General features: G+C 63.6%; 27 protein-coding genes. 14 read left to right on the top strand and 13 right to left on the bottom strand.

What is annotated here, in order from left to right:
• The first annotated feature begins 59 nt into the window (after positions 1-59).
• A complete protein-coding gene (locus OKA04_RS07275; protein WP_264500484.1) occupies positions 60-359 on the top strand; it encodes a hypothetical protein in 300 nt (99 codons plus the stop codon).
• A gap of 16 nt (positions 360-375) precedes the next feature.
• Here the strand turns inward: OKA04_RS07275 and panC are convergent, their stop codons facing one another.
• The gene (gene panC / locus OKA04_RS07270; RefSeq protein WP_264500483.1) at positions 376-1,221 is read right to left on the bottom strand and encodes a pantoate--beta-alanine ligase; all 846 of its coding nucleotides are present in this window, start codon (positions 1,219-1,221) and stop codon (positions 376-378) included.
• 146 nt (positions 1,222-1,367) lie between these two features.
• Here panC and OKA04_RS07265 point away from each other — a divergent pair, with 146 nt between their 5' ends.
• The 5 genes from OKA04_RS07265 to OKA04_RS07245 all read left to right on the top strand — a co-directional run bounded on the left by OKA04_RS07265 (position 1,368) and on the right by OKA04_RS07245 (position 5,620).
• Complete coding sequence (locus tag OKA04_RS07265; protein WP_264500482.1) at positions 1,368-1,988, top strand: OmpH/Skp family outer membrane protein; 621 nt, start codon at positions 1,368-1,370, stop codon at positions 1,986-1,988.
• 13 nt (positions 1,989-2,001) lie between these two features.
• Entirely contained in the window at positions 2,002-3,024 is a 1,023-nt protein-coding gene (gene lpxD / locus OKA04_RS07260) for a UDP-3-O-(3-hydroxymyristoyl)glucosamine N-acyltransferase (RefSeq protein WP_264500481.1), read from the top strand.
• Between the two features lie 54 nt (positions 3,025-3,078).
• Positions 3,079-3,435, top strand: coding sequence for a hypothetical protein (locus tag OKA04_RS07255; RefSeq protein ID WP_264500480.1), 357 nt, complete (start codon positions 3,079-3,081; stop codon positions 3,433-3,435).
• Positions 3,436-3,569: 134 nt separating this feature from the next.
• Positions 3,570-4,862 (top strand): Gfo/Idh/MocA family protein, encoded by a 1,293-nt coding sequence (locus OKA04_RS07250; protein WP_264500479.1) that lies wholly within the window; start codon positions 3,570-3,572, stop codon positions 4,860-4,862.
• Positions 4,862-5,620: a DUF4304 domain-containing protein gene (locus OKA04_RS07245; protein WP_264500478.1), complete on the top strand. Its 759-nt coding sequence runs from the start codon at positions 4,862-4,864 to the stop codon at positions 5,618-5,620. The genes OKA04_RS07250 and OKA04_RS07245 overlap by 1 nt, the downstream gene beginning before the upstream one ends.
• A gap of 15 nt (positions 5,621-5,635) precedes the next feature.
• Here the strand turns inward: OKA04_RS07245 and OKA04_RS07240 are convergent, their stop codons facing one another.
• The 5 genes from OKA04_RS07240 to OKA04_RS07220 form a co-directional block, all read right to left on the bottom strand.
• Positions 5,636-7,276, bottom strand: coding sequence for a DUF5722 domain-containing protein (locus OKA04_RS07240; protein WP_264500477.1), 1,641 nt, complete (start codon positions 7,274-7,276; stop codon positions 5,636-5,638).
• A 36-nt stretch (positions 7,277-7,312) separates the two neighbouring features.
• Positions 7,313-7,573, bottom strand: a complete 261-nt coding sequence (locus OKA04_RS07235; protein WP_264500476.1) for a hypothetical protein — start codon at positions 7,571-7,573, stop codon at positions 7,313-7,315.
• A 55-nt stretch (positions 7,574-7,628) separates the two neighbouring features.
• Positions 7,629-8,654: a phosphate acyltransferase PlsX gene (gene plsX / locus OKA04_RS07230; protein WP_264500475.1), complete on the bottom strand. Its 1,026-nt coding sequence runs from the start codon at positions 8,652-8,654 to the stop codon at positions 7,629-7,631.
• Between the two features lie 88 nt (positions 8,655-8,742).
• Entirely contained in the window at positions 8,743-8,925 is a 183-nt protein-coding gene (gene rpmF / locus OKA04_RS07225) for a 50S ribosomal protein L32 (RefSeq protein WP_264500474.1), read from the bottom strand.
• 12 nt (positions 8,926-8,937) lie between these two features.
• Positions 8,938-9,441: a YceD family protein gene (locus tag OKA04_RS07220; RefSeq protein ID WP_264500473.1), complete on the bottom strand. Its 504-nt coding sequence runs from the start codon at positions 9,439-9,441 to the stop codon at positions 8,938-8,940.
• Positions 9,442-9,554: 113 nt separating this feature from the next.
• Between OKA04_RS07220 and OKA04_RS07215 the strand changes: the two genes are divergently transcribed.
• Positions 9,555-10,985, top strand: coding sequence for a TonB-dependent receptor (locus OKA04_RS07215; RefSeq protein ID WP_264500472.1), 1,431 nt, complete (start codon positions 9,555-9,557; stop codon positions 10,983-10,985).
• Here OKA04_RS07215 and OKA04_RS07210 read toward each other — a convergent pair.
• The gene (locus OKA04_RS07210) at positions 10,958-11,743 is read right to left on the bottom strand and encodes an MBL fold metallo-hydrolase (RefSeq protein ID WP_264500471.1); all 786 of its coding nucleotides are present in this window, start codon (positions 11,741-11,743) and stop codon (positions 10,958-10,960) included. The two genes, OKA04_RS07215 and OKA04_RS07210, sit on opposite strands and share 28 nt — an antisense overlap.
• A 96-nt stretch (positions 11,744-11,839) precedes the next feature.
• Between OKA04_RS07210 and recN the strand changes: the two genes are divergently transcribed.
• From recN to rimK, 5 genes are all read left to right on the top strand, one after another.
• Positions 11,840-13,495, top strand: a complete 1,656-nt coding sequence (recN, locus tag OKA04_RS07205; protein ID WP_264500470.1) for a DNA repair protein RecN — start codon at positions 11,840-11,842, stop codon at positions 13,493-13,495.
• 49 nt (positions 13,496-13,544) lie between these two features.
• Positions 13,545-13,763, top strand: coding sequence for a type II toxin-antitoxin system PrlF family antitoxin (locus OKA04_RS07200; protein ID WP_264500469.1), 219 nt, complete (start codon positions 13,545-13,547; stop codon positions 13,761-13,763).
• Between the two features lie 77 nt (positions 13,764-13,840).
• On the top strand, positions 13,841-14,029 hold the full coding sequence (locus OKA04_RS07195; RefSeq protein ID WP_264500468.1) for a hypothetical protein: 189 nt from the start codon (positions 13,841-13,843) through the stop codon (positions 14,027-14,029).
• Positions 14,026-14,583 (top strand): ATP-dependent zinc protease family protein, encoded by a 558-nt coding sequence (locus OKA04_RS07190; RefSeq protein WP_264500467.1) that lies wholly within the window; start codon positions 14,026-14,028, stop codon positions 14,581-14,583. The genes OKA04_RS07195 and OKA04_RS07190 overlap by 4 nt, the downstream gene beginning before the upstream one ends.
• Complete coding sequence (gene rimK, locus OKA04_RS07185) at positions 14,580-15,485, top strand: 30S ribosomal protein S6--L-glutamate ligase (RefSeq protein WP_264500466.1); 906 nt, start codon at positions 14,580-14,582, stop codon at positions 15,483-15,485. The genes OKA04_RS07190 and rimK overlap by 4 nt, the downstream gene beginning before the upstream one ends.
• A gap of 97 nt (positions 15,486-15,582) precedes the next feature.
• Here the strand turns inward: rimK and OKA04_RS07180 are convergent, their stop codons facing one another.
• A complete protein-coding gene (locus OKA04_RS07180) occupies positions 15,583-15,768 on the bottom strand; it encodes an HIT domain-containing protein (RefSeq protein ID WP_264500465.1) in 186 nt (61 codons plus the stop codon).
• 22 nt (positions 15,769-15,790) lie between these two features.
• Here OKA04_RS07180 and OKA04_RS07175 point away from each other — a divergent pair, with 22 nt between their 5' ends.
• Positions 15,791-16,300, top strand: a complete 510-nt coding sequence (locus OKA04_RS07175) for an Imm21 family immunity protein (protein ID WP_264500464.1) — start codon at positions 15,791-15,793, stop codon at positions 16,298-16,300.
• An 83-nt stretch (positions 16,301-16,383) separates the two neighbouring features.
• On the opposite strand, the gene OKA04_RS07170 is transcribed toward OKA04_RS07175, so the two are convergent.
• The 3 genes from OKA04_RS07170 to nrdR form a co-directional block, all read right to left on the bottom strand.
• Positions 16,384-16,728 (bottom strand): histidine triad nucleotide-binding protein, encoded by a 345-nt coding sequence (locus tag OKA04_RS07170; RefSeq protein ID WP_264500463.1) that lies wholly within the window; start codon positions 16,726-16,728, stop codon positions 16,384-16,386.
• A gap of 17 nt (positions 16,729-16,745) precedes the next feature.
• Positions 16,746-17,318, bottom strand: a complete 573-nt coding sequence (locus OKA04_RS07165) for a hypothetical protein (protein WP_264500462.1) — start codon at positions 17,316-17,318, stop codon at positions 16,746-16,748.
• A gap of 74 nt (positions 17,319-17,392) precedes the next feature.
• Positions 17,393-17,884 (bottom strand): transcriptional regulator NrdR, encoded by a 492-nt coding sequence (gene nrdR / locus OKA04_RS07160; protein WP_264488206.1) that lies wholly within the window; start codon positions 17,882-17,884, stop codon positions 17,393-17,395.
• Positions 17,885-18,109: 225 nt separating this feature from the next.
• Here nrdR and OKA04_RS07155 point away from each other — a divergent pair, with 225 nt between their 5' ends.
• Positions 18,110-18,877: a polysaccharide deacetylase family protein gene (locus OKA04_RS07155; protein ID WP_264500629.1), complete on the top strand. Its 768-nt coding sequence runs from the start codon at positions 18,110-18,112 to the stop codon at positions 18,875-18,877.
• Positions 18,878-18,891: 14 nt separating this feature from the next.
• Here the strand turns inward: OKA04_RS07155 and OKA04_RS07150 are convergent, their stop codons facing one another.
• Both OKA04_RS07150 and OKA04_RS07145 read right to left on the bottom strand, forming a co-directional pair.
• Positions 18,892-19,899, bottom strand: a complete 1,008-nt coding sequence (locus tag OKA04_RS07150; RefSeq protein ID WP_264500461.1) for a polyprenyl synthetase family protein — start codon at positions 19,897-19,899, stop codon at positions 18,892-18,894.
• Positions 19,900-20,035: 136 nt separating this feature from the next.
• Positions 20,036-20,848: a 3-keto-disaccharide hydrolase gene (locus OKA04_RS07145; RefSeq protein WP_264500460.1), complete on the bottom strand. Its 813-nt coding sequence runs from the start codon at positions 20,846-20,848 to the stop codon at positions 20,036-20,038.
• Positions 20,849-20,921 lie beyond the last annotated feature (73 nt).

Genomic DNA, 20,921 nt, shown 5'->3' with positions numbered 1-20,921 from the left:
CGGCTTTTTTGTGGCTCGCACCACCGCCCCTGAACGTGTGAGCGTGATCCGACCGCTCCATGATATCTCTCCGCTACACCATCTGGAGGCGCGCCTTCGCGCTGGGGCCCCTGTGTTTGCTCGGGGGCTTCGCGGGCCTGATGTTTTACGGCGAGGAGTCTTGGTCCTTCGTTTTCAGAATCCTGATTTACGCGGGGGTTGTCGTTCCCGCGATATTCATCCTTGTCGTGGGGATTCTCCGGAAATTGCGCCTGCTGGAATTCACCTATAGCGAGGCCGACAAAAACAGCTACCTCTTCAACCAGGAGCGCTCCCATCGCCAGATGATGGACTCGATGCGCGGCAAGCGGGAGGAATGATGACTCCCTGCGGCGCTCACGGCAGCAGCGTGACGTGGTCGATCAACCGCACTTCCCCGTAGAAGACGGCGGTGGCCAGCACGGTCGGGCGTTTGATGTGTCCCACGGGCTGCAGTGTCTCCGCGTCCACCAGCTCAAGGTAGTCGATCCGCAGGAAGAGCGACTCCTCCAGATGCTTCCGGGCGGCGGCGAGGAAGGGGGCTGCGGCGCGCTCGCCGAATTGGAGGAGAGACAGCGCACCCTCGAGGGCACGGCGGATTCGCGGGGCATCGGCGCGGTGCTCCGGGGTGAGGCGGACATTCCGCGAGGACATCGCCAGTCCATCCGGCTCCCGCACCGTGGGGTAGCCGATGATTTCCACGGGCACGTCCAGGTCGCGCGCCATGCGGCGGAGGATGGCGAGTTGCTGCACGTCCTTTTCGCCGAAGACGGCGGCGTCGCATTGGAAGAGATTGAAGAGCTTCAGCACCACCGTGCAGACGCCATCGAAGTGTCCCGGGCGGGTCGCCCCGCAGAGGTGCCGGGAGAGCAGAGATTCCGTCACGGTGATCGAGCGGTCCGGGAAATACATCCCGTCCGCCGCCGGTGTGAAAACCAGGTCAACGCCCTCCGCCTCGCATTTCGCCAGGTCATCGGCCAGCGGCTGCGGGTAGGCAGCCAGGTCGCCGGGCCGGTCGAATTGGATGGGATTCACAAAGATGGACACCGCCACGGTGCCCTCGGGGCCGGCCGCCTCCCGGGCGCGGCGGACCAGCGCCAGATGGCCCTCGTGCAGCGCGCCCATCGTGGGGACCAGCACCAGCGGGCGGGGCAGGGTGGCGATCTCGCGGCGCAGTTCTACGGTCGTGGCGGCTTGGCGCATGGCCGGAGGCTGGCGCGGCGGAGGGCATCCCGCAATCCCCCATGCGCGGCTCCTTCATCTGCCTGTCCTTCCGCGGATGGGGCGTTGACGCTGCGGAAAAATCGGTGCAGCCTCCGCCACATCCCAAGGGGAACCCCATTCATTTCATGACCATCATCCGCCGAATCTCCGCCCTCGTCGCTGCCGTCGCCCTCTGCGCGACCGCCGCGGCTCAGGAAGGCAAGCTGAAGATCGCCACCGTCGACATGCAGCAGGTCTTCAAGGAGTATCACCGCACCAACGAGGCTCAGAAGGAGATCAACGTGGAGCGCCTGCGGATCCAGAAGGACAACAACGACCGCCTCGCCACGATCCGCGAGCTGGACACCCAGCTCCAGACCATGCGCAAGCAACTGGAAGACCCCACCATCGCCCAGTCGAAAAAGGAGTCGCTCTCCATCGAGTGGGGCGTGAAGCAGCAGGAAGGCACCGCACTCGACCGCGAGCGCCGCGAGTACCTCCAGCGCCGCACCGAGACGCTGAACCAGAAGATGGTCCAGCGCATGAAGGGTATCCTCGAGGAGATCCGCAAGCTGGTGGAAGAAAAGGCCAAGGCCGAGGACTACGACTACGTCTTCGACAAGTCCGGTCTCAGCACCTCGCAGGTTCCCTTCTTCCTCTACACGAAGGACGCGACCGACATCACCGCGGTGCTGCTGAAGGAGCTCAACAAGGACGCACCGGCCGAAAGCGCCCCGTCCCCTGAAGAGACCCCTGCTGGCGAGTGATCCCGCGCTTCCCGTGGCACTGACCCTTTCCGAACTGGCCCGCCTCGTCGATGGTGACATCGTCCGGGGCGGGCCTGATCTTTTGATAGACGGCATCGCGGCCCTGGATGAGGCCGGCGCAGCCGAGCTGTCCTTTCTGGGTAATGAGAAATACCGCGCCCAATACCTGGCCACCCGGGCCGGCGCGGTGATCGTTCCCCGGGGTGTGACCGAGGGCCCGGAAGCGAGCGCCCTGATCGCCGCCGAGAATCCCTCCTACGCCTTTGGCTTGGCGGTGAAGCATTTCGTCGCTGCCACGGCGCGCGTCTTCACGCCGGGCATCCATCCCCGGGCGATCGTCGATGAGTCGGCGAAGCTCGATCCCGCGAAGGTCCGCATCCACGCCGGAGCCGTGATCATGGCCGGAGCTGAGATCGGCGATGGCAGCGAGATCGGGCCGAATGTGGTGGTGGGCGAGCAGGTGAAGGTCGGTCGCGACTGTCTCTTCCATGCGAATGTCTCGATCCGCGAGCGCTGCCTCATCGGCGACCGCGTGATCCTCCAGCCGGGTGCCGTGATCGGCTCGGATGGCTACGGCTACGAGGTGGTCGATGGCCGCCACGTGAAGGTCGATCAGGTCGGCATCGTGGAGGTGCAGGATGACGTCGAGATCGGTGCGAATACCACCATCGACCGCGCCCGCTTCGGCCGCACGGTCATCGGTCAGGGGACGAAAATCGACAATCTCGTGCAGGTCGCGCACAATGTGCAGGTCGGCAAGCACTGCCTGCTGGTGTCCCAGAGCGGCGTGGCCGGCAGTTCGCGGATGGGTGACTACGTGGTCGTCGCCGCGCAGAGCGGGGTCGCCGGGCATGTGAAGGTCGGCGCGAAGGCCATCCTGGCCGCCCGCACCGGAGTCACGGCCGATGTCGAGGGTGGCAAGACCTACGGGGGAAATCCCGCTCGCCCCTACATGGACGAGCAGCGGTCCCGCGCGCTCGTCCGCCAGTTGCCAAAGCTCGTCGAGCGCATCAAGGCACTGGAGAAAGATGCCTGACGCGCAGTCGATAATAACGGTTTCCCTCCGCGCGATGCGTGCTACACCCGGCGCGTGAACGAAGAACGCGAGCACGGCACGCAGCCGCTGGACGGGATGATGACGGCATGGGGCCTGGGCAACCACGACCTCGTGGATGCCTCCCCCGAGCAGCTCACCCACAAGCAGGTCCAGCGTGCCCGCAGCGGCCGGACGCTGACGCTGCACATGATGCAGAAGACCACCCGCGCGCTGAATATCGCCGTCTGGTATCGCCTGAAGAAGGAAGAGCGGGAGACCTACTTCGAGTATCTCCACAAGCATGTCTTCAACTACGCGAAGAATCACGACCCGGCCTTCGTGGATCCGAATGCCGACCTGATGGAGGCCGTGCTGAAGCGCGGCTCGAAGGTCATCAGCCGCGAGGCCTGACAGGCGCGTCGCCCCCGCGGGCGATGCCGCGGCTTGGTCACATTTGTCGAGAAATCGGGTCTCCCGGGGTCGTATCCGGGTATTCCCCGGGTGCGGATTTTGTCCGTGGCCTGCAACGAAACTCGCATACGACCATGACCGAAAAATCCATCCTCGCCGACCGCCGCGGCTTCCTGAAGTCCGGCGCCCTCATTACTGCCGCCACCGCCATGCCGGGCATCCTGCGCGCGCAGGGTGGGGCAGGGGAGGAGCTGAAGATCGCGCTCGTCGGCTGCGGCGGTCGTGGCAGCGGTGCCGCCGCGCAATCGCTGAATGTGCCCGGCACCCGCCTCGTCGCGATGGCGGACGCATTTCCGGACAATATCGACGCCGCGCATGAAGGGCTGAAGCAGCAGTATGGCGACCGCGTGGACGTGCCGAAGGAGCGGCGTTTCGTGGGATTCGAAGGCTACAAGGCGGCGATCGATGCCGCGGACGTGGTGCTGCTCTGCACGCCGCCCGGCTTCCGCCCCGCGCACTTCGAGTATGCGGTGGAGAAGGGGAAGCACGTTTTCATGGAGAAGCCCGTCGCCGTCGATGGCCCCGGCATCCGCAAGGTCCTGGAGGCCGCGAAGCAAGCCGACGCGAAGAAGCTGAAGGTGGTCTGCGGCCTCCAGCGTCGCTATCAGGAGAGCTACCTCGAAACGCTGAAGCAGGTGCAGGACGGAGCCATCGGTGACTTCGTGGCCTCGCAGGTCTATTGGGTCGGCAACGGCGTGTGGGTAAAGGACCGCTCTCCCGGCATGAGCGAGATGGAATACCAGATGCGGAACTGGTATTACTTCAACTGGATCTGCGGCGACCACATCTGCGAGCAGCACGTCCACAATCTCGACGTCAGCAATTGGTTCAAGGGCGGCAAGCACCCGGTGAAGGCGCTCGGCATGGGCGGCCGCACCCAGCGCGTGGGCAAGCAATTCGGCGAGATCTACGACCACTTCTACGTCGAGTACACCTACGAGGACGGCACGATGATGAATTCGCAGAGTCGCCACTGGAACGGCGTGGCCTCGCGCATCAGCGAGACCATCACCGGCACGAAGGGCTCCGCCTATCCCGGCATGATCAAGGACCGCTCCGGCAAGGTGGTGTGGCGCTTCCGCGGCCAGGACAACAACCCCTACCAGACCGAGCACGACCGCCTCTATGACTTCATCCGCAAGGGCGTGGCGCACAATGACGCCTACCACACCGCGGAGAGCACCCTCACCGCCATCATGGGCCGCATGGCCTGCTACACCGGCCACGAGGTGACCTGGGAGCAGGCGCTGAATTCCTCCGTCGATACCATGCCGAAGGTCCTCGCCTGGGATGCGGACCCCGGCCCGAAAGCGGGTCCCGACGGCATGTATCCGTCCCCGGTCCCCGGCTCATCGAGCATCGTCTGATGCCTCCGCCACCGGGCGGAATCGAATCCTCACCCCATCCGGCGCCGGGCCCCACCCGCCGCCGGATTTTTACTGGGAAAGCGGAATTCATTCCGCCCGAAGTGGTGAAAGATGCCGGCTTCACGGATGATATCTACTGTAAATATAGTAGTATATGGTTACAGTGGCAGGCTGAATGTCACCGGGGTTCTAAACTGGAGCTGAGATTTTTCAGAACGCCGTCTCTTGCATCCAGTCGCTCGGAAGCTGCATGCTGTGGCGACCGAAGCAATCCCATGGCGCGCCAATCGCTCTTTCGAAAAGCAGTCGAGAAGGTAGCTGTTCCTTGGGCGTCGGCGAATGACTTTGCCCGTACGTCAGCCCATGTCTTCGTCCGCCCATCTGAAGCCGCAGGAATTTGGGAAGTCGTGGAGCTGCAAAAGTCGGTTAAAAACCCTTATCGGACATTCACGATCAATCTGGCACTGGTGCGCACCAGCTCCGTTGGTGGGCAGCTTCCGGAGATGAAGAAACTTATCGCGGCAGATTGCGACCGTGTCATTCGCATCGGACACGTGATGTCAAAGAATTGCCTGGCTCGGGCCGTTCTCTGGCTTCGTTTCGGTTGTGGATGGAATTGGTGGCAGATCTTCCCCACGGATTTCTGGTGGTCGTATCAGGAGCGCGAGTCGTCAATCACTGAAGCGATGGACAATGCTTTGTCACATGCCGCAGACCACGGCTTCAGATGGCTGCGTGAGGCTGTGGATGAGATGTAGGGAGTTCCGGGATTTTCACCGGACCGGCTCCCGATGCATCGCTTCCTCCCACGTTGAGATCCCGATGACCGGCAGGTAGGGGGCGCTGGCCTTGTCTTCCTCGGGCGCGGCGAGGGCACGGTAGAGGTGCCAAATGGGCTTCTTGCCGTGAGGGTCGCCGGGCTCGTCCGGGAATTTCCGCAGGCCGATGCGCAGGCCGCCTTCGTGGCGGTTGTCGATCCAGTTGTGATACTGCCATGCCTCGATCGAGGAGAGCGCCTGGATCTTCTTCCACGCGAGCGCCATGCCTGCCGCTTGGTCGCTTAGTTCCTTTTCGGAATAGTCCTTCGAGTTGAAGCCATTCTCCGAGCAATGCACAGGCCTCACCTTGCCGCGGTGGAGCATGGCGGGCTGCTTCATCCAGGCGTCGAGCACCTCCAGGTTCTTCGGCGTGATCTTCGCGGTCGCGAAGCTGAAGGTGGCCTGCTCGTCCTCCCATGTCCGCGGCTTGAAGAGATCCTGCGGATACGGGTGATAGGCCAGCGCCCATGGGAAATCCCCCTCCGCCCGAGTGAACTTCACCAGCAGCTCCAGCAATTGCTTCGAGCCATACCACTTCGGCTCGCCCTTCTCCGCCCAGTGGTGGGTCAGCGAGATGAAGGCGCGGCTGCCGGGATCGTATTGCCGCGCGATCAGGTCCATCAGGCGCATCGAGCGCTGGTAGAGGTCCATGAAATCGAGCGCGGATTTCTCGCCCGCATTCGTCCACACCCACCCGGCGTCCACCTCGTTGTGCATGATCCAGTGGTGGACGCGGCCATGCTTGCCATCCGGTCGCGACCAGCGCTCCGCCATCAGATTCAGGATCGCTCCGTAGAGTGCGAGCCCGTCCGGTGAGGTGACATTCGGCATCGAGAAGATGCCCTCGGGATGCGCGTCCGGATGGCCGATGATTTTCACGACCGGGTTGGCATCCTTCGCGGGATTTGCCACCAGCAGAATCGCGGAGACCATGACTCCGCTTTTCCGGGCCTCGAGGAAGGTCGTGTCGAGTTCGGCGAGCGACTTCTCACGCGCGTGATAGGTGCGGCCCTGCCATTGGAAGGGCACCGTATCCGGCTCCGCCGCCAGCGAGACCAGAGAGTGGACCATCACATTCACCGTCACGGAGGAAATACCCAGCTCCTCCAGTTCTCCCGGGATGCGTCCGGCATTCCAGCCGCCCAGGCCCTTCTTCGTCTTTGGCTTTGCAGGTGGCAGGTCCGGGGTGCGGCAGGCGACCTCGTCCGCATAGCGCGCGTGGGAGATCGGCTCGACGCTCTCGCCCGCCTTCTTCACCAACTGCCATCGTGAAACGAGCCGGTCGTAGGCGAGGCCATCGCGGTCGCGCTTCCGCGGGAGTTCGATGGTGAATGTCCCGCCCTCCGGCTTCACCCCGACCAAGGTCTGCCCGCCTCTTGCATCTCCCTGCGGCACGTCAATCGGGATGTCCGCCAGAAAGATCTCCCCGTCTTGCCCGGAGACCTTTCCCTCGACGCGGACCTTGTCTCCCAGCACCTCCACCCGCGTGACCTGTGCGGGGAAATCCCGGGAGAGATACTGCTCAAGATTCTCCCCGGCGAGGAGACTGGAGACGAGGCAGCCGAAGACGAGGACGAGCCGGGAGAATGCAGTCATGCGATAGCTAGCTACCTCATGCAGGCGGCGCTGCTTTCACGCGACTTGAGTTCCAGTCATGAACGTCCGCGCCTCGCGACGCATGACCGCGACAAACTTGTTGGCCCTCACGTAGCCCGCGTATTCGTCACGCTCTTCGGCGGTGAGCTCGCCCTCGGTGTTTCTTGAGGCGAGTTCCTCGATCCGGTCGCGCAGCGACTGATCCGCACTGATCGAAAGCACTTCCTCCTCCTTGCCGGGCAGCAGGATCTGGAGCAGCGGTTGCACGCCGCGCTGGAAGGCTGCTTGAGCACTCATGGCGTCACCCTACGGGGCGAGCCGCAAAAAGCAAGACCGGGGGCTTACCTCTGCCTCACCGCTTCACGTCCTGCAGCGTCGCCTCAATGTGCGGGTTCACCCGGTGCTGGACGGTTTCCATCCCGACGCGGATCGCGTTCCGCACCGCCACCGCGGTCGAGCCTCCGTGGGCGATGATCACCACGCCATTCACGCCGAGCAGCGGGCTGCCGCCGTAGGACTCGGCACTGGCGCGCTCTTTCACGGCCACGAAGGCGCCCTTGGCGATCTTCGCGCCGATCATGCGCACGGCGTTCGCGGTGAGCTCCTTCTTCAGCCACTTGAACATCGCTTTGGCCGTCGCCTCGCAGGACTTCAGCACCACGTTGCCCGTGAAGCCGTCGCAGAGGACGACGTCGAGCTGCGTTTCGAAAAGATCGTGACCCTCGACGTTGCCGACGAAGTCGAAGGGAGCCTTGCCGCTGTCGGCGAAGCCCTTGAGCAGCGCGAAGGTCTCCTTGGTGAAAGTGGTGCCCTTCTCGTCCTCCTCGCCATTCGACATCAGGCCCACCTTCGGGTGCTTCACGCCCAGCACGTGGCGGGCGAAGGCGCTGCCCATGATGGCATACACCAGCAGGTGCTCCGGCTTGGCCTCGGGATTGGCACCGGCGTCGAGCAGGTGGCAGATGCCGTGCTCGTTTGGCAGGCCGGAGGCGATGCCCGCGCGGTCCACGCCCTCGATCAGGCGCAGCTTGATGGTCGCGGAAGCCACGGCCGCACCGGTATTCCCGGCGGAGACGAAGGCATCGGCCTCGCCCGCCTTCACCAGGTCCATCGCGACGTTGATCGACGACTGTTTTTTCCGGCGGACCGTCTTCGCGCCCGGCTCGGCCATGCCGATCACCTCTGGGGCATGCACGATCGCGATGCGTGGGGAGGTGGTGGACAGGCCCTGCTTCTGGCACTCCGCGCGGATCGCATCCTCATCGCCGACGAGGAAGATCTTCTCGATCGAGGGGTAAAGTTCGAGGGCTTCCTTGGCCCCACCGATATTGACGGCGGGGGCGTGGTCGCCACCCATGGCATCGAGCGCTACTTTCATCGCGGAAAAACGGAAGGAAACAGGTACACGAAATCACCGCGCCGGGAAACCCGGCACGGCGAGGGAAAAATAAACGGGAAGGAGCGCTTCAGAGCGCATCCACTTCAAGCACCTTGCGGCCCTTGTAGGTGCCACAGGAAGGGCACGCGATGTGGGAAGGCACGCGGCTTTCGCACTCAGGGCAGGTCTTGAAAATCGGAGCGCGCCAGCGGCTGGCACCCCGGCGCATTTTTTGCCGGCTCTTGGATTGACGGCGCTTTGGTACGGCCATGGCGGTAAGGAATTAGCGTTCGGAATCGAGGTTATCCAATGCGTCGAGAGCGGCCCATCGGTCGTCTCCCTGCGCGCGGGGGCGGGTCTCTACCCCAACGTCAGCGGGTTTGTCCACTGCCAAATATCGACTATCGATCTCGCAGTGCTGCGGATCGTCCGCCTCGTCGCACCTCGGGTAGTCCGGAAAGGCCAGCAGGACCTCCTCCCGGATGGCCTCCGTGGCGTCCAGGATGCCCTCGCTTTCGATCTCCACGGAGACATTCGCATTCTCCACGGTGATAGTCTGGGTGAAGGGGTGGATGGTGCGGACGCAGATGAACTCGAAGGGCGCGGAAAGCGTGCCGGAAAGCAGCAGCTCCGAGCCGAAGCGCTGGACGTAGAGATCGTAGGAAAACGGGCCGAGCGGCTTGGCATCGTGCTCGGGCAGGTCAAAGACCTCGGGCGGCAGCTCGCCGCTGAAGTTCTTGCCCTCCTCCGGCAAGGTGGGGAGGTCGATCAGGAGGCGGTCGGACATGCAGGGGATTTCAGCGAGCACAGCGCGGGATGCAATGGGAATTCCTCCATCGGCGCGGTCGTGGGATTTTCCGGTTTCCCTCTTCGGTTGCCCGGCCCACCATGGGGCCAGCGATGGCGAGCACGTTTGACAAGGCACAGGAGCTGAATCTCGACCCGGCGATTTACGGCACCTTTGCCGAGATCGGGGCGGGGCAGGAGACGGCGAATTGGTTTTTCCGCGCATCCGGCTCCGCGGGCATGGTGGCGAAGTCGATCTCTGCCTACGACATGACGATGAGCGATGCCATCTATGGCAAGAGCGACCGCTACGTCTCCCGCCAGCGCCTCCAGCAGATGCTGGATCATGAATACGGCATCCTGCTCGAGCGGCTGGGGCCGAAGCGCGGCAGCACCACGACTTTCTTTTCCCTCTGCAATACCGTCCGCGCGCGTGGCTACCGGGACACCGGGGAGTGCCACGGCTGGCTCGGCCTGCGCTTCCAGTTGAAGCCCGGGGATCCGCCGTCGGAGATCTTCCTGCACCTGCGCCTGCTCGACGACGAGAACCAGGAGCAAAAGGAAGCGCTGGGCATCGTCGGCGTGAATCTCATCCACGCCGCCTTCCGCTATCGCGGGCACCTCGGGCGCTTCGTCGCTTCCCTGGTGGAGAATCTGCGGCCGGGGCAGGTGGAGGTGGACATGCTGAAGTTCCACGGCCACGGCTACAGCTTCTTCGACAATCGCCTGTGCTCGCTGGCGCTGGTGGAAGCCGGACTCACGGAGTCGGCGATGTTCCTGCCGGACGGCGAGGTGGTGCAGCCGGCGGAGGCGCTCTATAAGAAGCCGATCCTGCTGCTGCGCGGCAGCTTCGACCCGGTGACGAAGCTCCACCTCCAGATGCTGGAGCAGGCGCGCGGGGTCTTCGCCTCGGCCCTGCAGCCGGGCGAGGAGGCCATGGAGCTGTGCGAGATGACGATGGCGAACCTGCTGCGTGGCAATGCGGTGGACCACGTGGACTTCATCGACCGCTGCGATGCCCTGCAGGCGCTGGGGAAGACGGTACTGGTGTCGCGCTACTCGGAGTTCCACCGGCTTTCCTCCTATCTCGCTCGCTCGACGCAGCGGCCGATCGGCATCGTGCTGAGCATCGGCCTGCTCAACGAGCTCTTCAAGGCGAAGTGGGCGGAGAATCTGGCGGGCGGCGTGCTCGAGTCCTTCGGTCGCCTGTTCAAGAATCAGGTAACGCTCTACGTCTATCCGTGGAAAAACCGCCGCAGTGGCGAGCTGGTGGATTCGGCGGCATTCGAGGCGCCGGAAGACTCGAAGTCGCTCTACCGCTACTTCGTGGAGACCGGTCGCGTGCGCGCCGTGCCGGTGGGGGATGAGGAACTGCTGCGCTACACCGGCCGCGACATCCACGCCTTGATCTGCCGTGGTGACGAAAAATGGCAGCAGTATGTGCCGGAGGCCGCGCACCGCTCGGCGCTGCATGTGCCCATGCGCATGCAGATGACCGCCGATGAGGATGCGGAGGATCAGCCGCGGATCTTCAGCCCGTCGTAGGCTACCCGCACGTGATGTGGCAGGGTGGCCTCCAGTTCGTGGTGGTCATTCTCGTGACCGAGGTGGGTCAACCAGCCGCGTGAGACGCCCGCTTCCCCGATGATCGCCAGCGCCTCCTCCGTGGAGAGGTGGGTGGGGTGGGGGAGGGATCGCAGGGCATCGATGATGAGGGTATCCGCCCGCTTGAGCAGGGCGATGGTCTCCGGCGGGACACTCTTCACGTCCGGGATATATGCCGTGGAGGGCAAGCCGGGGACCTCGAAGAGAAAGCCGACGGTCTCCGCCTTCGCGTGCTCCACCGGCAGCGGCGTCACGGTGAGATCGCCAAAGGTCATCGGCCCCGCAATGATCTGCGGGTCGGGCTTGATGTAGCCGCGGTAGATATTTTCCTCGGAGAAGGCCCAGCCGAACATCTTTTTCAGCGTGGCCATGCAGTCCGCGGTGGCGTGCAACGGCAGGGGATCCTCGCGGTGCCAGCAAAAGGCGCGCAGCTCGTCAAAGCCGACCACGTGATCGACATGCGAGTGGGTGTAGAGCACGGCATCCACCTTCGTCAGCCCCTCGCGCAGCGCCTGCGCGCGCAGGTCCGGACCGGAATCCACCAGCACGGAGAAATCCCCGGCGCGGACGTGGACGGAGGAGCGGGTGCGCTGGTTGCGCGGGTCTTCCGAGGTGCAGACGTGGCATTTGCAACCGATGACCGGCACACCGATCGAGGTGCCGGTGCCGAGGAAGGTCAGTTCGAAATCCGCCGCCATGTGTGCTCCGGAAACGTGGCAGTGTGACGATGCGGCGGCAAGCCCGGTTGACTCCATGCCGCAGCCCGGCATCATGCCGCTGCCCGAGGCCCCGCCATGCTCACCCTGCTGAAAATCCGCAATCTCGCCCTCGTCGATGAACTCGTGTGGGAACTCGGTCCCGGCCTCGTCGGCGTGACCGGCGAAACCGGCGCCGGCAAGTCCGTCATCGTCGGTGCCCTGAAGCTCGTGCTCGGCGAGCGTGCCGACAAATCCCTGATCCGCACCGGCGAGGATACCTGCACCGTGGAGGCCATCTTCGAGCTGCGGGATGCCTCGGAGGTCAATGCCGTGCTGGCGGAAGGCGGGCTGGAGCCGTGCGAGGATGGCTCGCTGATCGTCCGCCGCGTGATCGGCCAGAGCGCGAACCGCCAGTTCGTGAACGATTCTCCCGTCACGCTCAATCTTCTCAAGCGCCTCGGCGAGCATCTGGTGGACCTGCACGGCCCGCACGATCACCAGTCGCTGCTTTCCACGGAGCGCCAGCTTTCCATGCTGGATGCCTACGCGGGCTGCGATGCCGTGCTGGATGCCTATCGCTCGACGTGGCGGGCGTGGCGCAACAAGGAAACCGAGCTGGAGGACCTGCGCCAGGCGGAGTCCGCCAGCACCCAGGAGCTCGACCTGCTGCGCCATCAGGTGGGCGAGATCGATGCCGCGCAATTGAAGCCGGAGGAGGAAGACGAGATCGCCGACCGCTACCGTCGTGCGAGCAATTCCACGCGTCTGGTCGAGCTGTCCGGTGCTGCCGCCGCCGCGCTCGGAGCGGATGAGAATGGCGTGCTTTCCCACCTCGTGGAGGTGCAGCGGCTGGTGCGGGATCTGGAGAAGCTCGACCCGAGTATCCGCGAGCGCACGCAGGGACTGGAGACGGCGGTGATGGAATTGCAGGAGCTGGAGCGTTCGCTGGCCGACTACGCGGAGGATCTCGACATCGATCCCGCCGAGGCTGCGCGCCTGGAGGAGCGCGTGAATCTTTTCGAAACGTTGAAGCGCAAGTATGGCGGCGATCTGGCCACGGTGCTCGCGCATCGCGACCGCGCGGCCGCCCGGCTGGATGCGGTGGAGAACCGTGGCGAACGCCTCGAACAACTCGCTGCCGAGGCGTCACAGCTCCGAGAGGCCACCGACAAGGCCGGCCTCGCCCTCACCGCGAAGCGCAAGAAGGCCGCACCGAAGCTCGCCAAGGAAATCGCCGGGCAGCTCAAGGATCTCGGCTTCAAGCAGTCGTCCTTCGAGGTGGAGGTGGTTTCCCACAAGGAGCCCGCAGCGTCCGGCCTGGAGGGCATCGAATTTCTCTTCGGTCCCAATCCCGGGGAGCCCCTGCAGCCACTCCGGCAGATCGCATCCAGTGGTGAAATCAGCCGCGTGATGCTGGCGGTGAAGAGCGCGCTGGCGGAGCAGGACGCGACGCCGCTGATGGTCTTCGACGAGATCGACGCGAATGTCGGTGGCGAGATCGCCCGCGCTGTCGGCAAGAAGATGGCCGCGCTCGGACTCCGTCATCAGGTCGTGGCCATCACCCACTTCCCGCAGGTCGCGGCGCTCGCGGCGCGGCACTACGTGGTGGAAAAGGAAGTCGCCGGCGGCCGCACCCGCTCGCGGCTTTACCCGGTCGGCGGCGAGAACCGCATCACCGAACTCGTCCGCATGCTCGGCGGCGGCGGAGAGCAGGCCCGCGCGATGGCGGCGAGCCTGCTGACGGAGGGGTGAGACTGTTTTGGCGACTTGATGTCTATATCGAGCGCTGCAATTCTGCCCTGTGACGTTTTCCATTCTCCGCAGCAGGAATCAGACGACCATCCCGCAAGCGGTGATCGAGGCTCTGGGGCTGCGTCCCGATGTCCGGCTTGTTTACGAGATCGAGCCGGATGGCCGGGTGCTGCTTTCAGCCAAGACCGGCACGTTTGCGAGCGTGGCTGCGGACTTGGGTCGGAAGATGGGAAGTCCGTCGAGTTCGCGGACAAGACGAATGAGGTGACGGGTTTGGCAGTGCCCGGGCGATCTCGAGGAAGCTCGCAGGCTTGACGGTGATTCGATCTGTTGGATCATTTTTTCGTGATCGTCACCATGGATGCGAAGCACAGGCTTGCGGTGCCTCTGTCACAGGCCGCCGCGAGGCCGGGCGACGAATTTCATGTGAGCTACGATGCGGAAGAGGATGCCATCATTTTTCGCAGGTCTACCACCGGGCAGGATTGGTTGGAGATCTTGGCGGAATGTCCCATACCGATAGACGATCCGTGAAACGCAAGCCCCGCAGCTACACTGCCGTGCCGCAGCGAGTCGACACCCCGTCCGGCCAGCTCGCGCGGGAGATCGGGCTGCCGTGGAAGCAGGTGGGCATGCCGCGGCTGGTGCTGGGGCGGCTGGAGTGGCTGGCGCTGCCGGAGATCGGTGTGGGGCCGCTGCATGCCAAGACAGACACCGGCGCGCGCACTTCCTCCATGCATGCGGAGGATATCGAGCTCATCGGGGATGGCTCGCGTGTCCGTTTCGTCACGCGGGATCACTACGGTCGGATGATCACCTGCGAGGCTCCCGTGGCGGGGTCCGGACGGGTGAAAAGCTCCACCGGAGTGGCTCGGAAACGACTCTACATCGAGACGGATGCCGTGCTTCCCGGCGGGTTTACATGGAAGATCCGGCTGACCTTGGCACACCGTGGGAAGATGAAATGTCCCGTGCTTCTGGGCCGCCGGGCGCTGGCCGGATTTTTTCTCATTGACCCGCTGGGTCACCATCTGATGGGTGCGCTCCGCGAACTTGAATCGCAATTTCCCGGCATCTGCCGACCATGAAAATCCTCGTTCTCTCCCGCAATGCGAGTCTCTACAGCACCGATGCCCTGGTCAAAGCCGCCGAGGCGCGCGGGCATGATGTGAGGGTCATCGATTACCTGCGCTGCTACATGAACATCACGGCTCACAAGCCGAAGATCTTCATCGAGGGCGAGGAACTCACCGCCGATGCCGTGATCCCTCGGATCGGGGCGAGCCACACCTTCTACGGGAATGCCGTGGTGCGGCAATTCGAGATGATGGGCGTTTTCACCGTGAATGACTCGGTGGCCATCGCCCGCTCGCGCGACAAGCTGCGCAGCATGCAGCTCCTCGCTCGCAAGGGCGTCGGCCTGCCCATCACCGGCTTCGCTCACTCCACCGATGCCACCTCCGAGCTGATCAAGATGTGCGGCGGTGCCCCGCTGGTCATCAAGCTGCTCGAGGGCACCCAGGGCGTCGGCGTGGTGCTGGCTGAAACGACCAACGCCGCCGAGTCGGTGATCGATGCCTTCAAGGGGCTGCGCGCCGATATCCTCGTGCAGGAATTCATCAAGGAGGCCAAGGGCGCGGACATCCGCTGCATCGTCGTGGATGGCAAGGTGGTCGCCTCGATGAAGCGCCAGGCTGCCGAGGGCGAATTCCGCTCGAACCTCCACCGCGGCGGCACCGCCGAAAAGGTGAAGATCACTCCCGAGGAGCGCTCTGTCGCGATCCGCGCCGCCAAAATCATGGGCCTGAATTTCGCGGGTGTGGACCTGCTTCGCTCAAATCACGGGCCGGTGGTGATGGAAGTGAATTCCTCGCCGGGTCTGGAGGGGATCGAGAAGTCCTCCGGCAAGCCGGTGGCCGACATGGTCATCGACTTCATCGAAAAGGCCGCCGTGAAACGCCCCAAGCCACCGAAGCCGACGGACAAGTAAGAAGCGTGGCTGCGGCATCCTGCCGCAAGCCTTTGGATGGGAGGGGCTTGCGGCAGGATGCCGAAGCCACTTTTACGGAATGCCCAGCTCTTGTGGCCTAGCCCGGCGGCCACTCGAGCTGCCGGCCGGCCAGGATGTGGATGTGCAGGTGCGGCACGGTCTCGCCGCCGTTCTTCCCGCAGTTGATCACCAGACGGAAGCCGTCCTCGGCGAAGCCCTGCTCGCGTGCGATCTTCGGCGCGGGTAGAATTCCTGCCTCTTCCTGCCTTGACCGATCTTTCATCCGCCATGTTTCATCTGGTAAAATGAAAACGGCTACGAGCTTTGGTGGGCCATTCATTCTCCTGCCCCATCGGTTGGCCGGAGAATGGAGTGAAGCTTTGGGGGATCGGCCGGATACTGACCAAGGTCTCTATGGAGAGGTTTGCAAAGGCACCGGCACTTCGTTCATGAGCCTGATTCCGTTCAGGGGGATTGAGGTGCTCCGGATTTCCGATGTTCCTCACGACCTGAATTGGGTTCCTTTCCATACCGGTGGGCTGGTCATCCAGTGCGACTTTGCCGACTCACTTGAGCAACTTCTGGATTTCGTCGCTGCCGTTGCTGAAACTGAAATTTGGGAGGAAAGACTGGAAATGAATCTCGATGATACTGCCATTCGCATCATGGATTCATGCGGCTTCGATGGCGATGGCCAACCGAAGATCGACGTATTCCTCAAGCCCGGGAAATACAGGGTTGAAGCAGGATACGCCGAAAGTGAGACAGTTGGGGCGACGATCTTCCGACTGAGCAGGCTGGATTCGGGAGAGTGAAGCGGAAGCCTCACAATAAGTGGTTCCAAGCATACACGACGTTACTGGCGAAGTGAAATCCCGCGCACCCAGCCGCTGAATTCCTAGCCCGGCGGCCACTCCATCTGCCGGCCACCGAGGATGTGGATGTGCAGGTGTGGCACGGTCTCGCCGCCGTTCTTCCCGCAGTTGATCACCAGACGGAAGCCGTCCTCGGCGAAGCCCTGCTCGCGTGCGATCTTTGGTGCGGTCAGCAGCATGTGGCCGAGCAGCGCCTGGTCCTCCGCGGCCGCTTCCGCGATCCGTGGGATCGGCTTGCGCGGCACCAGCAGCAGGTGCATCGGGGCCCCGCGGTTGATGTCGTGGAAGCACACGCAGAGGTCGTCCTCGTGAACGATGGTTCCGGGGATCTCGCGGTCGCAGATCTTCTGAAACAGGGTCTTTTCCATGGTGGAAGAAAGCGGGTCTAGCGGTCGCCCTCGAGCCGCAGCCGCATCGGCCGCAGGAAGCGCTGGCGCTCGCGATCTACGTTATCGAGGAAATTGCGGATCTCCAGCAGCAGATGGTCGCAGTGGCTGTCCCACTTCTCCGTGCCGCGCAGGAGCTGGGCACACTCGCGCAGTCCTGTGAAGCGGATTTCCTCGGCACCCTCGGTCCGCAGGTGGGCCAGTTCCTCGCGCAGCGCTCCGAAGAAGGCGAGCTCGAAGCCATTGCCCGCTTCCTTCGCGATGCGTGGCAGCGACAGCGTCACCGGCGGGGCCAGCGGCTCCAGCTTGTCGGCGATGGTCTCGCAGCCGATGCGCACCAGCATGTGGCGCATGCGGTCGTACAGGTCCGACAGTGGCAGCAGCCGCAGCGGGCACTTCGTCTCAAGGTATTGCTCGATGCCCATGCGGATCTCGTCCACGAAGGGGAAATCCTGGCGATCGGCGGCAGTGGCGGCACGGCGCAATGCAGTGCCCAGCCACGACGTGTCGTAGTGGATCACTTGATGACGACCGACCTGGATGGCCGGGCGATTACCGATGAGCGAAATCACGGTGGGTTCGGATCAAGGGTGGCGGGTGTGCGCGGGGTTGAGGGTTGTGAAACAGCAGGGTGGGAAAGGGGCGGTCAGTCCTTGAAGAGGCGGCGTTGCATGGGGTCGCGGGAGGGGCGGCGTTCCAGGGCCTGGATCTCACGGATGAATTCACCGACGTCCTCGAACTGGCGGTAAACCGAGACGTAGCGGACGTAGGCGACGGGGTCGATCTGGTGGAGCTTGTCCATCACCTTGGCCCCGATGACGGACGATGGCACTTCTGATACGTGATCCTGGTGAAGTTCGGTGAGGATTTCGTCAACGGCGCGGTCGAGGCGATCCATCGAGACGGGACGCTTCTCGCAGGCTTTCACCAGGCCGCTCATGATCTTCTCCCGGTTCACCGCCTCGCGTGCTCCATCGCGCTTCACCACGCGCAGCTCGGTGCGCTCGATCTGTTCGTAGGTGGTATAGCGATAGTTGCATCCGAGACATTCGCGGCGGCGGCGGATCGTGGTGCCGTCCTTCGACATCCGCGAGTCGAGCACCTTGTCTTTGAAAGATCCGCATTGAACACACCGCATCAGGCCGAGAAAACGATGGCGAGGACCGTAGTTTCCACACGTGGGAGGGTCAATTTGAAAACTACGCTATATTTAGTAGATTGCCCGGATGGTCGGCCTATCTGAAGCGAAGTTTTTGCAAGTCGTCCGCTTTGCTCGCCGTTGTTCCATTTCGTGAATAAAACTCATTGATCCGATGTCCGTGACCAAGCCGGACGCCCGGATTCACCCTGCCAATACACCGTGATGCCGCTGAAAAAAATCCTCCTGCTTGCCCTCGCAGCCTTCGCGCTTCCTGCCTCCGCCGAAACAAAACGCATCGCCATCATCAAGGCGGACGACGTCACCGGCGTGAATGCGAAGTGGGAGCGCTTCTTCCTGCTCGCGGAAAAGCACGGCGTCCCGGTCTCCGCCGGAGTCATCGGAAACTCCTTCGAGAAACAGGACGCGAAGTACGACGAGTGGCTGAAGAAATGGGAAGCCACCGGCAAGGTGGAGTTCTGGAACCACGGCTGGGACCACCGGCGCTGGGATGAGAACGGAGCCTACAAGTCGGAGTTCAGCGGCTCGGGCTACGAGCACCAGAAGACCCATCTGGTGAAGACCCAGGAGGCAGGGGAGGCTGCGCTCGGAAAGCCCTTCATCGCCTTCGGCACACCCTTCAATGACATGGACGCGGACACGGCGAAGGCGCTGAATGAAATCCCGCAGCTCAAGCTGTTCTTCTGCCGTCCGGAGTCCGAGCCGGCAAAGCTGCTGGAAGGCAAGATCCTGCTGCCGATGCACCTGCGCGGCGAGAACGACGGAACCGGCAAGCCGAACTTCGCGAAATTCAAGGAGGAGTATGAAAAGCGGAAGGACGATCCTTCACTGACGCCCTGCGCCTTCCAGTTTCACCCCGGCTTCTTCAGCGAGGCGGCATTCGCGGACTTCTCCGCCATCGTGGAGTTCCTGAAGGCGGAGGGATGGTCCTTCATGCTGCCCGCGGACTATGCGAAGGCCGCGGGCAAGTGAGATGGCAGGGCGGCTCAGCGGCGGCACTTCTCGAGCAGCGCGGCGAGGTACCACGTGATCTGCTCCAGCGCCTCGACGTGCTCGCTGCCGGGCAGGCCGACGAGGTGGTCGCGGCAGGTGCCGAGCATGTTCGAGGCGGTGTCCACCGCGGACTCGATCGCGCCCTCATACTCGGCGATGCCGACGAGCACGGGGAGATCGAGCGCTTCCTGGTCGATGATGCGCTTGTTCAGCTTCGCGCGCTGCGAGTCGCTGGCGCTTTCGAGGAGATTGAGGATGGGCAGGGTCAGCTTGCCCTTTTCGAGGTCGGTGCGGAGCGTCTTGCCCACGTCTTCCTCGCTGCCCACGAGGTCCAGGCAGTCGTCGTAGATCTGGTAGGCCGTGCCCAGCTTCATGCCGTAGTCGAAGAGGCGGGCCTCGGTTTCGGCGTCGGCTCCCGAGAGCGCGGCGGCGATGCCCGTGGCGGCGGCGAAGAGCGCGCCGGTCTTCATCTCGATGATGCGGAAGTAGTCCGCCTTCGTCAGCGTGAGGTCCCAGCGGCGCTGGGTCTGGACGATCTCGCCTTGGCAGACCTCGCGCGAGGCGTGGCCGACCTTGCGGCAGATCGAGATGTCATTGAAATCCGTGGCGAGGTGCAGCGCGTGCGAGAAGAGCGCGTCGCCGAGCAGCACGGAAAGCCCCGCACCCCACTTGGCATTCGCCGTCGGGATCATGCGGCGCGTCACGGCACCGTCGATGATGTCGTCATGCACCAGCGTCGCCATGTGGATGAGCTCCAGGATGACGCCGATCTTCAGGTGACCCTCGTCCACCTGGCCGAGCGCGCCGCCGGTGAGGATCGAGAGGGCGGGGCGGATGCGCTTGCCCGAGGTATTGCAGACGTAGCTGACGTAGGGCTCCACCGCGGGATCGAAGGCGCGGATCTGATCGCGGATGGAGGCTTCCACCTTTTCCAACTGGGGCCGGACAAGTTCGAAGGGAAACCGCTCGCTGCGGCCCTGTGGGACGGTGCTGATACTCATGGCGCCTTGGGCTTGTGAAAAATTTCACAATAGCCCCAACCCCGCAACCCCGATGTCACGAAGGCGGTGAAAGATAAGGATTGCACGGAGCGAAAACCGCCCGGGAAGCCAGCCTCCCGGGCGGGAAAATACGCAATTACTTCGCCTCCGGCGTCATCCCGAGGTCCTCGGGCGTCGGGATCTTCACCTCGCGGATCCAGATATTGCGGAAGCGGACGGGGTTTCCGTGCTCATAGAGCTCGATGAAGCCCTTGGTCGGGTGCGGCTTGTCGTAGTTGCCCACGCCGCGGTAGCGGGTGTCGCCGTGGAGTTCGCGGCGGTGGTGCACCAGCACGCCATTGTGCAGCACGGTGATGTAGGCTTTCTTGAGCAGCTTGCCCTCGGCGTCCCAGCGTGGGCCTTCGAAAATGATGTCGTAGGTCTGCCATTCGCCGGGCGGGCGCGAGGCATTCACCATTGGCGGGGTCTGGCCGTAGATCGCGGAGGCCTGACCGTCGGCGTAGGTCTCGTTGTTGTAGGAGTCCAGCACCTGGATCTCGTACTTGCCGAAGATGTTCACGCCGTTGTTGCCGCGGCCTTGGCCGTTGCCCTCGACCTTGGCCGGGGTGGCGAACTCGAGGTGAAGCTGGAAGTCGCCGAATTCATCCTTCGTGCGGATGCGGCCGGTCTTGGTGGTTTCGGCGTAGCCGTCCTGGATCTTCCACTTCACTTCGCCCTGTTCTCCCTGCCACTTGGAGAAGTCCTTGCCATTGAAGAGGACCACGGCGTCGCTCGGCGCATCGGCCTGTTGGTTGAATTGCTTGCCGGGGGTGACCACCGGCGGCTTCGGGCGATCCGGATCGTGGACGTGCCACTTGGAGCCGGGGATGAGCGGCGTGTCCTTGAAGCCTTCGGCAGCGGATGCAGCGGAGATCAGGGCGGCAGCGACGAGGATGTGTCGGGATTTCATGGCGGGATCAGGGAAAAGATCGCCGCCCTATCGGTAGGGCGGCTACGGGAAACGTCGGATGAGGGCAGGGGGT

It is taken from the genome of Luteolibacter flavescens (assembly GCF_025950085.1).
Classification (GTDB): domain Bacteria; phylum Verrucomicrobiota; class Verrucomicrobiia; order Verrucomicrobiales; family Akkermansiaceae; genus Haloferula; species Haloferula flavescens.
The sequence above is the reverse complement of the archived record's forward strand: the minus strand, read 5'-3'. Positions and strand labels throughout refer to the sequence as shown.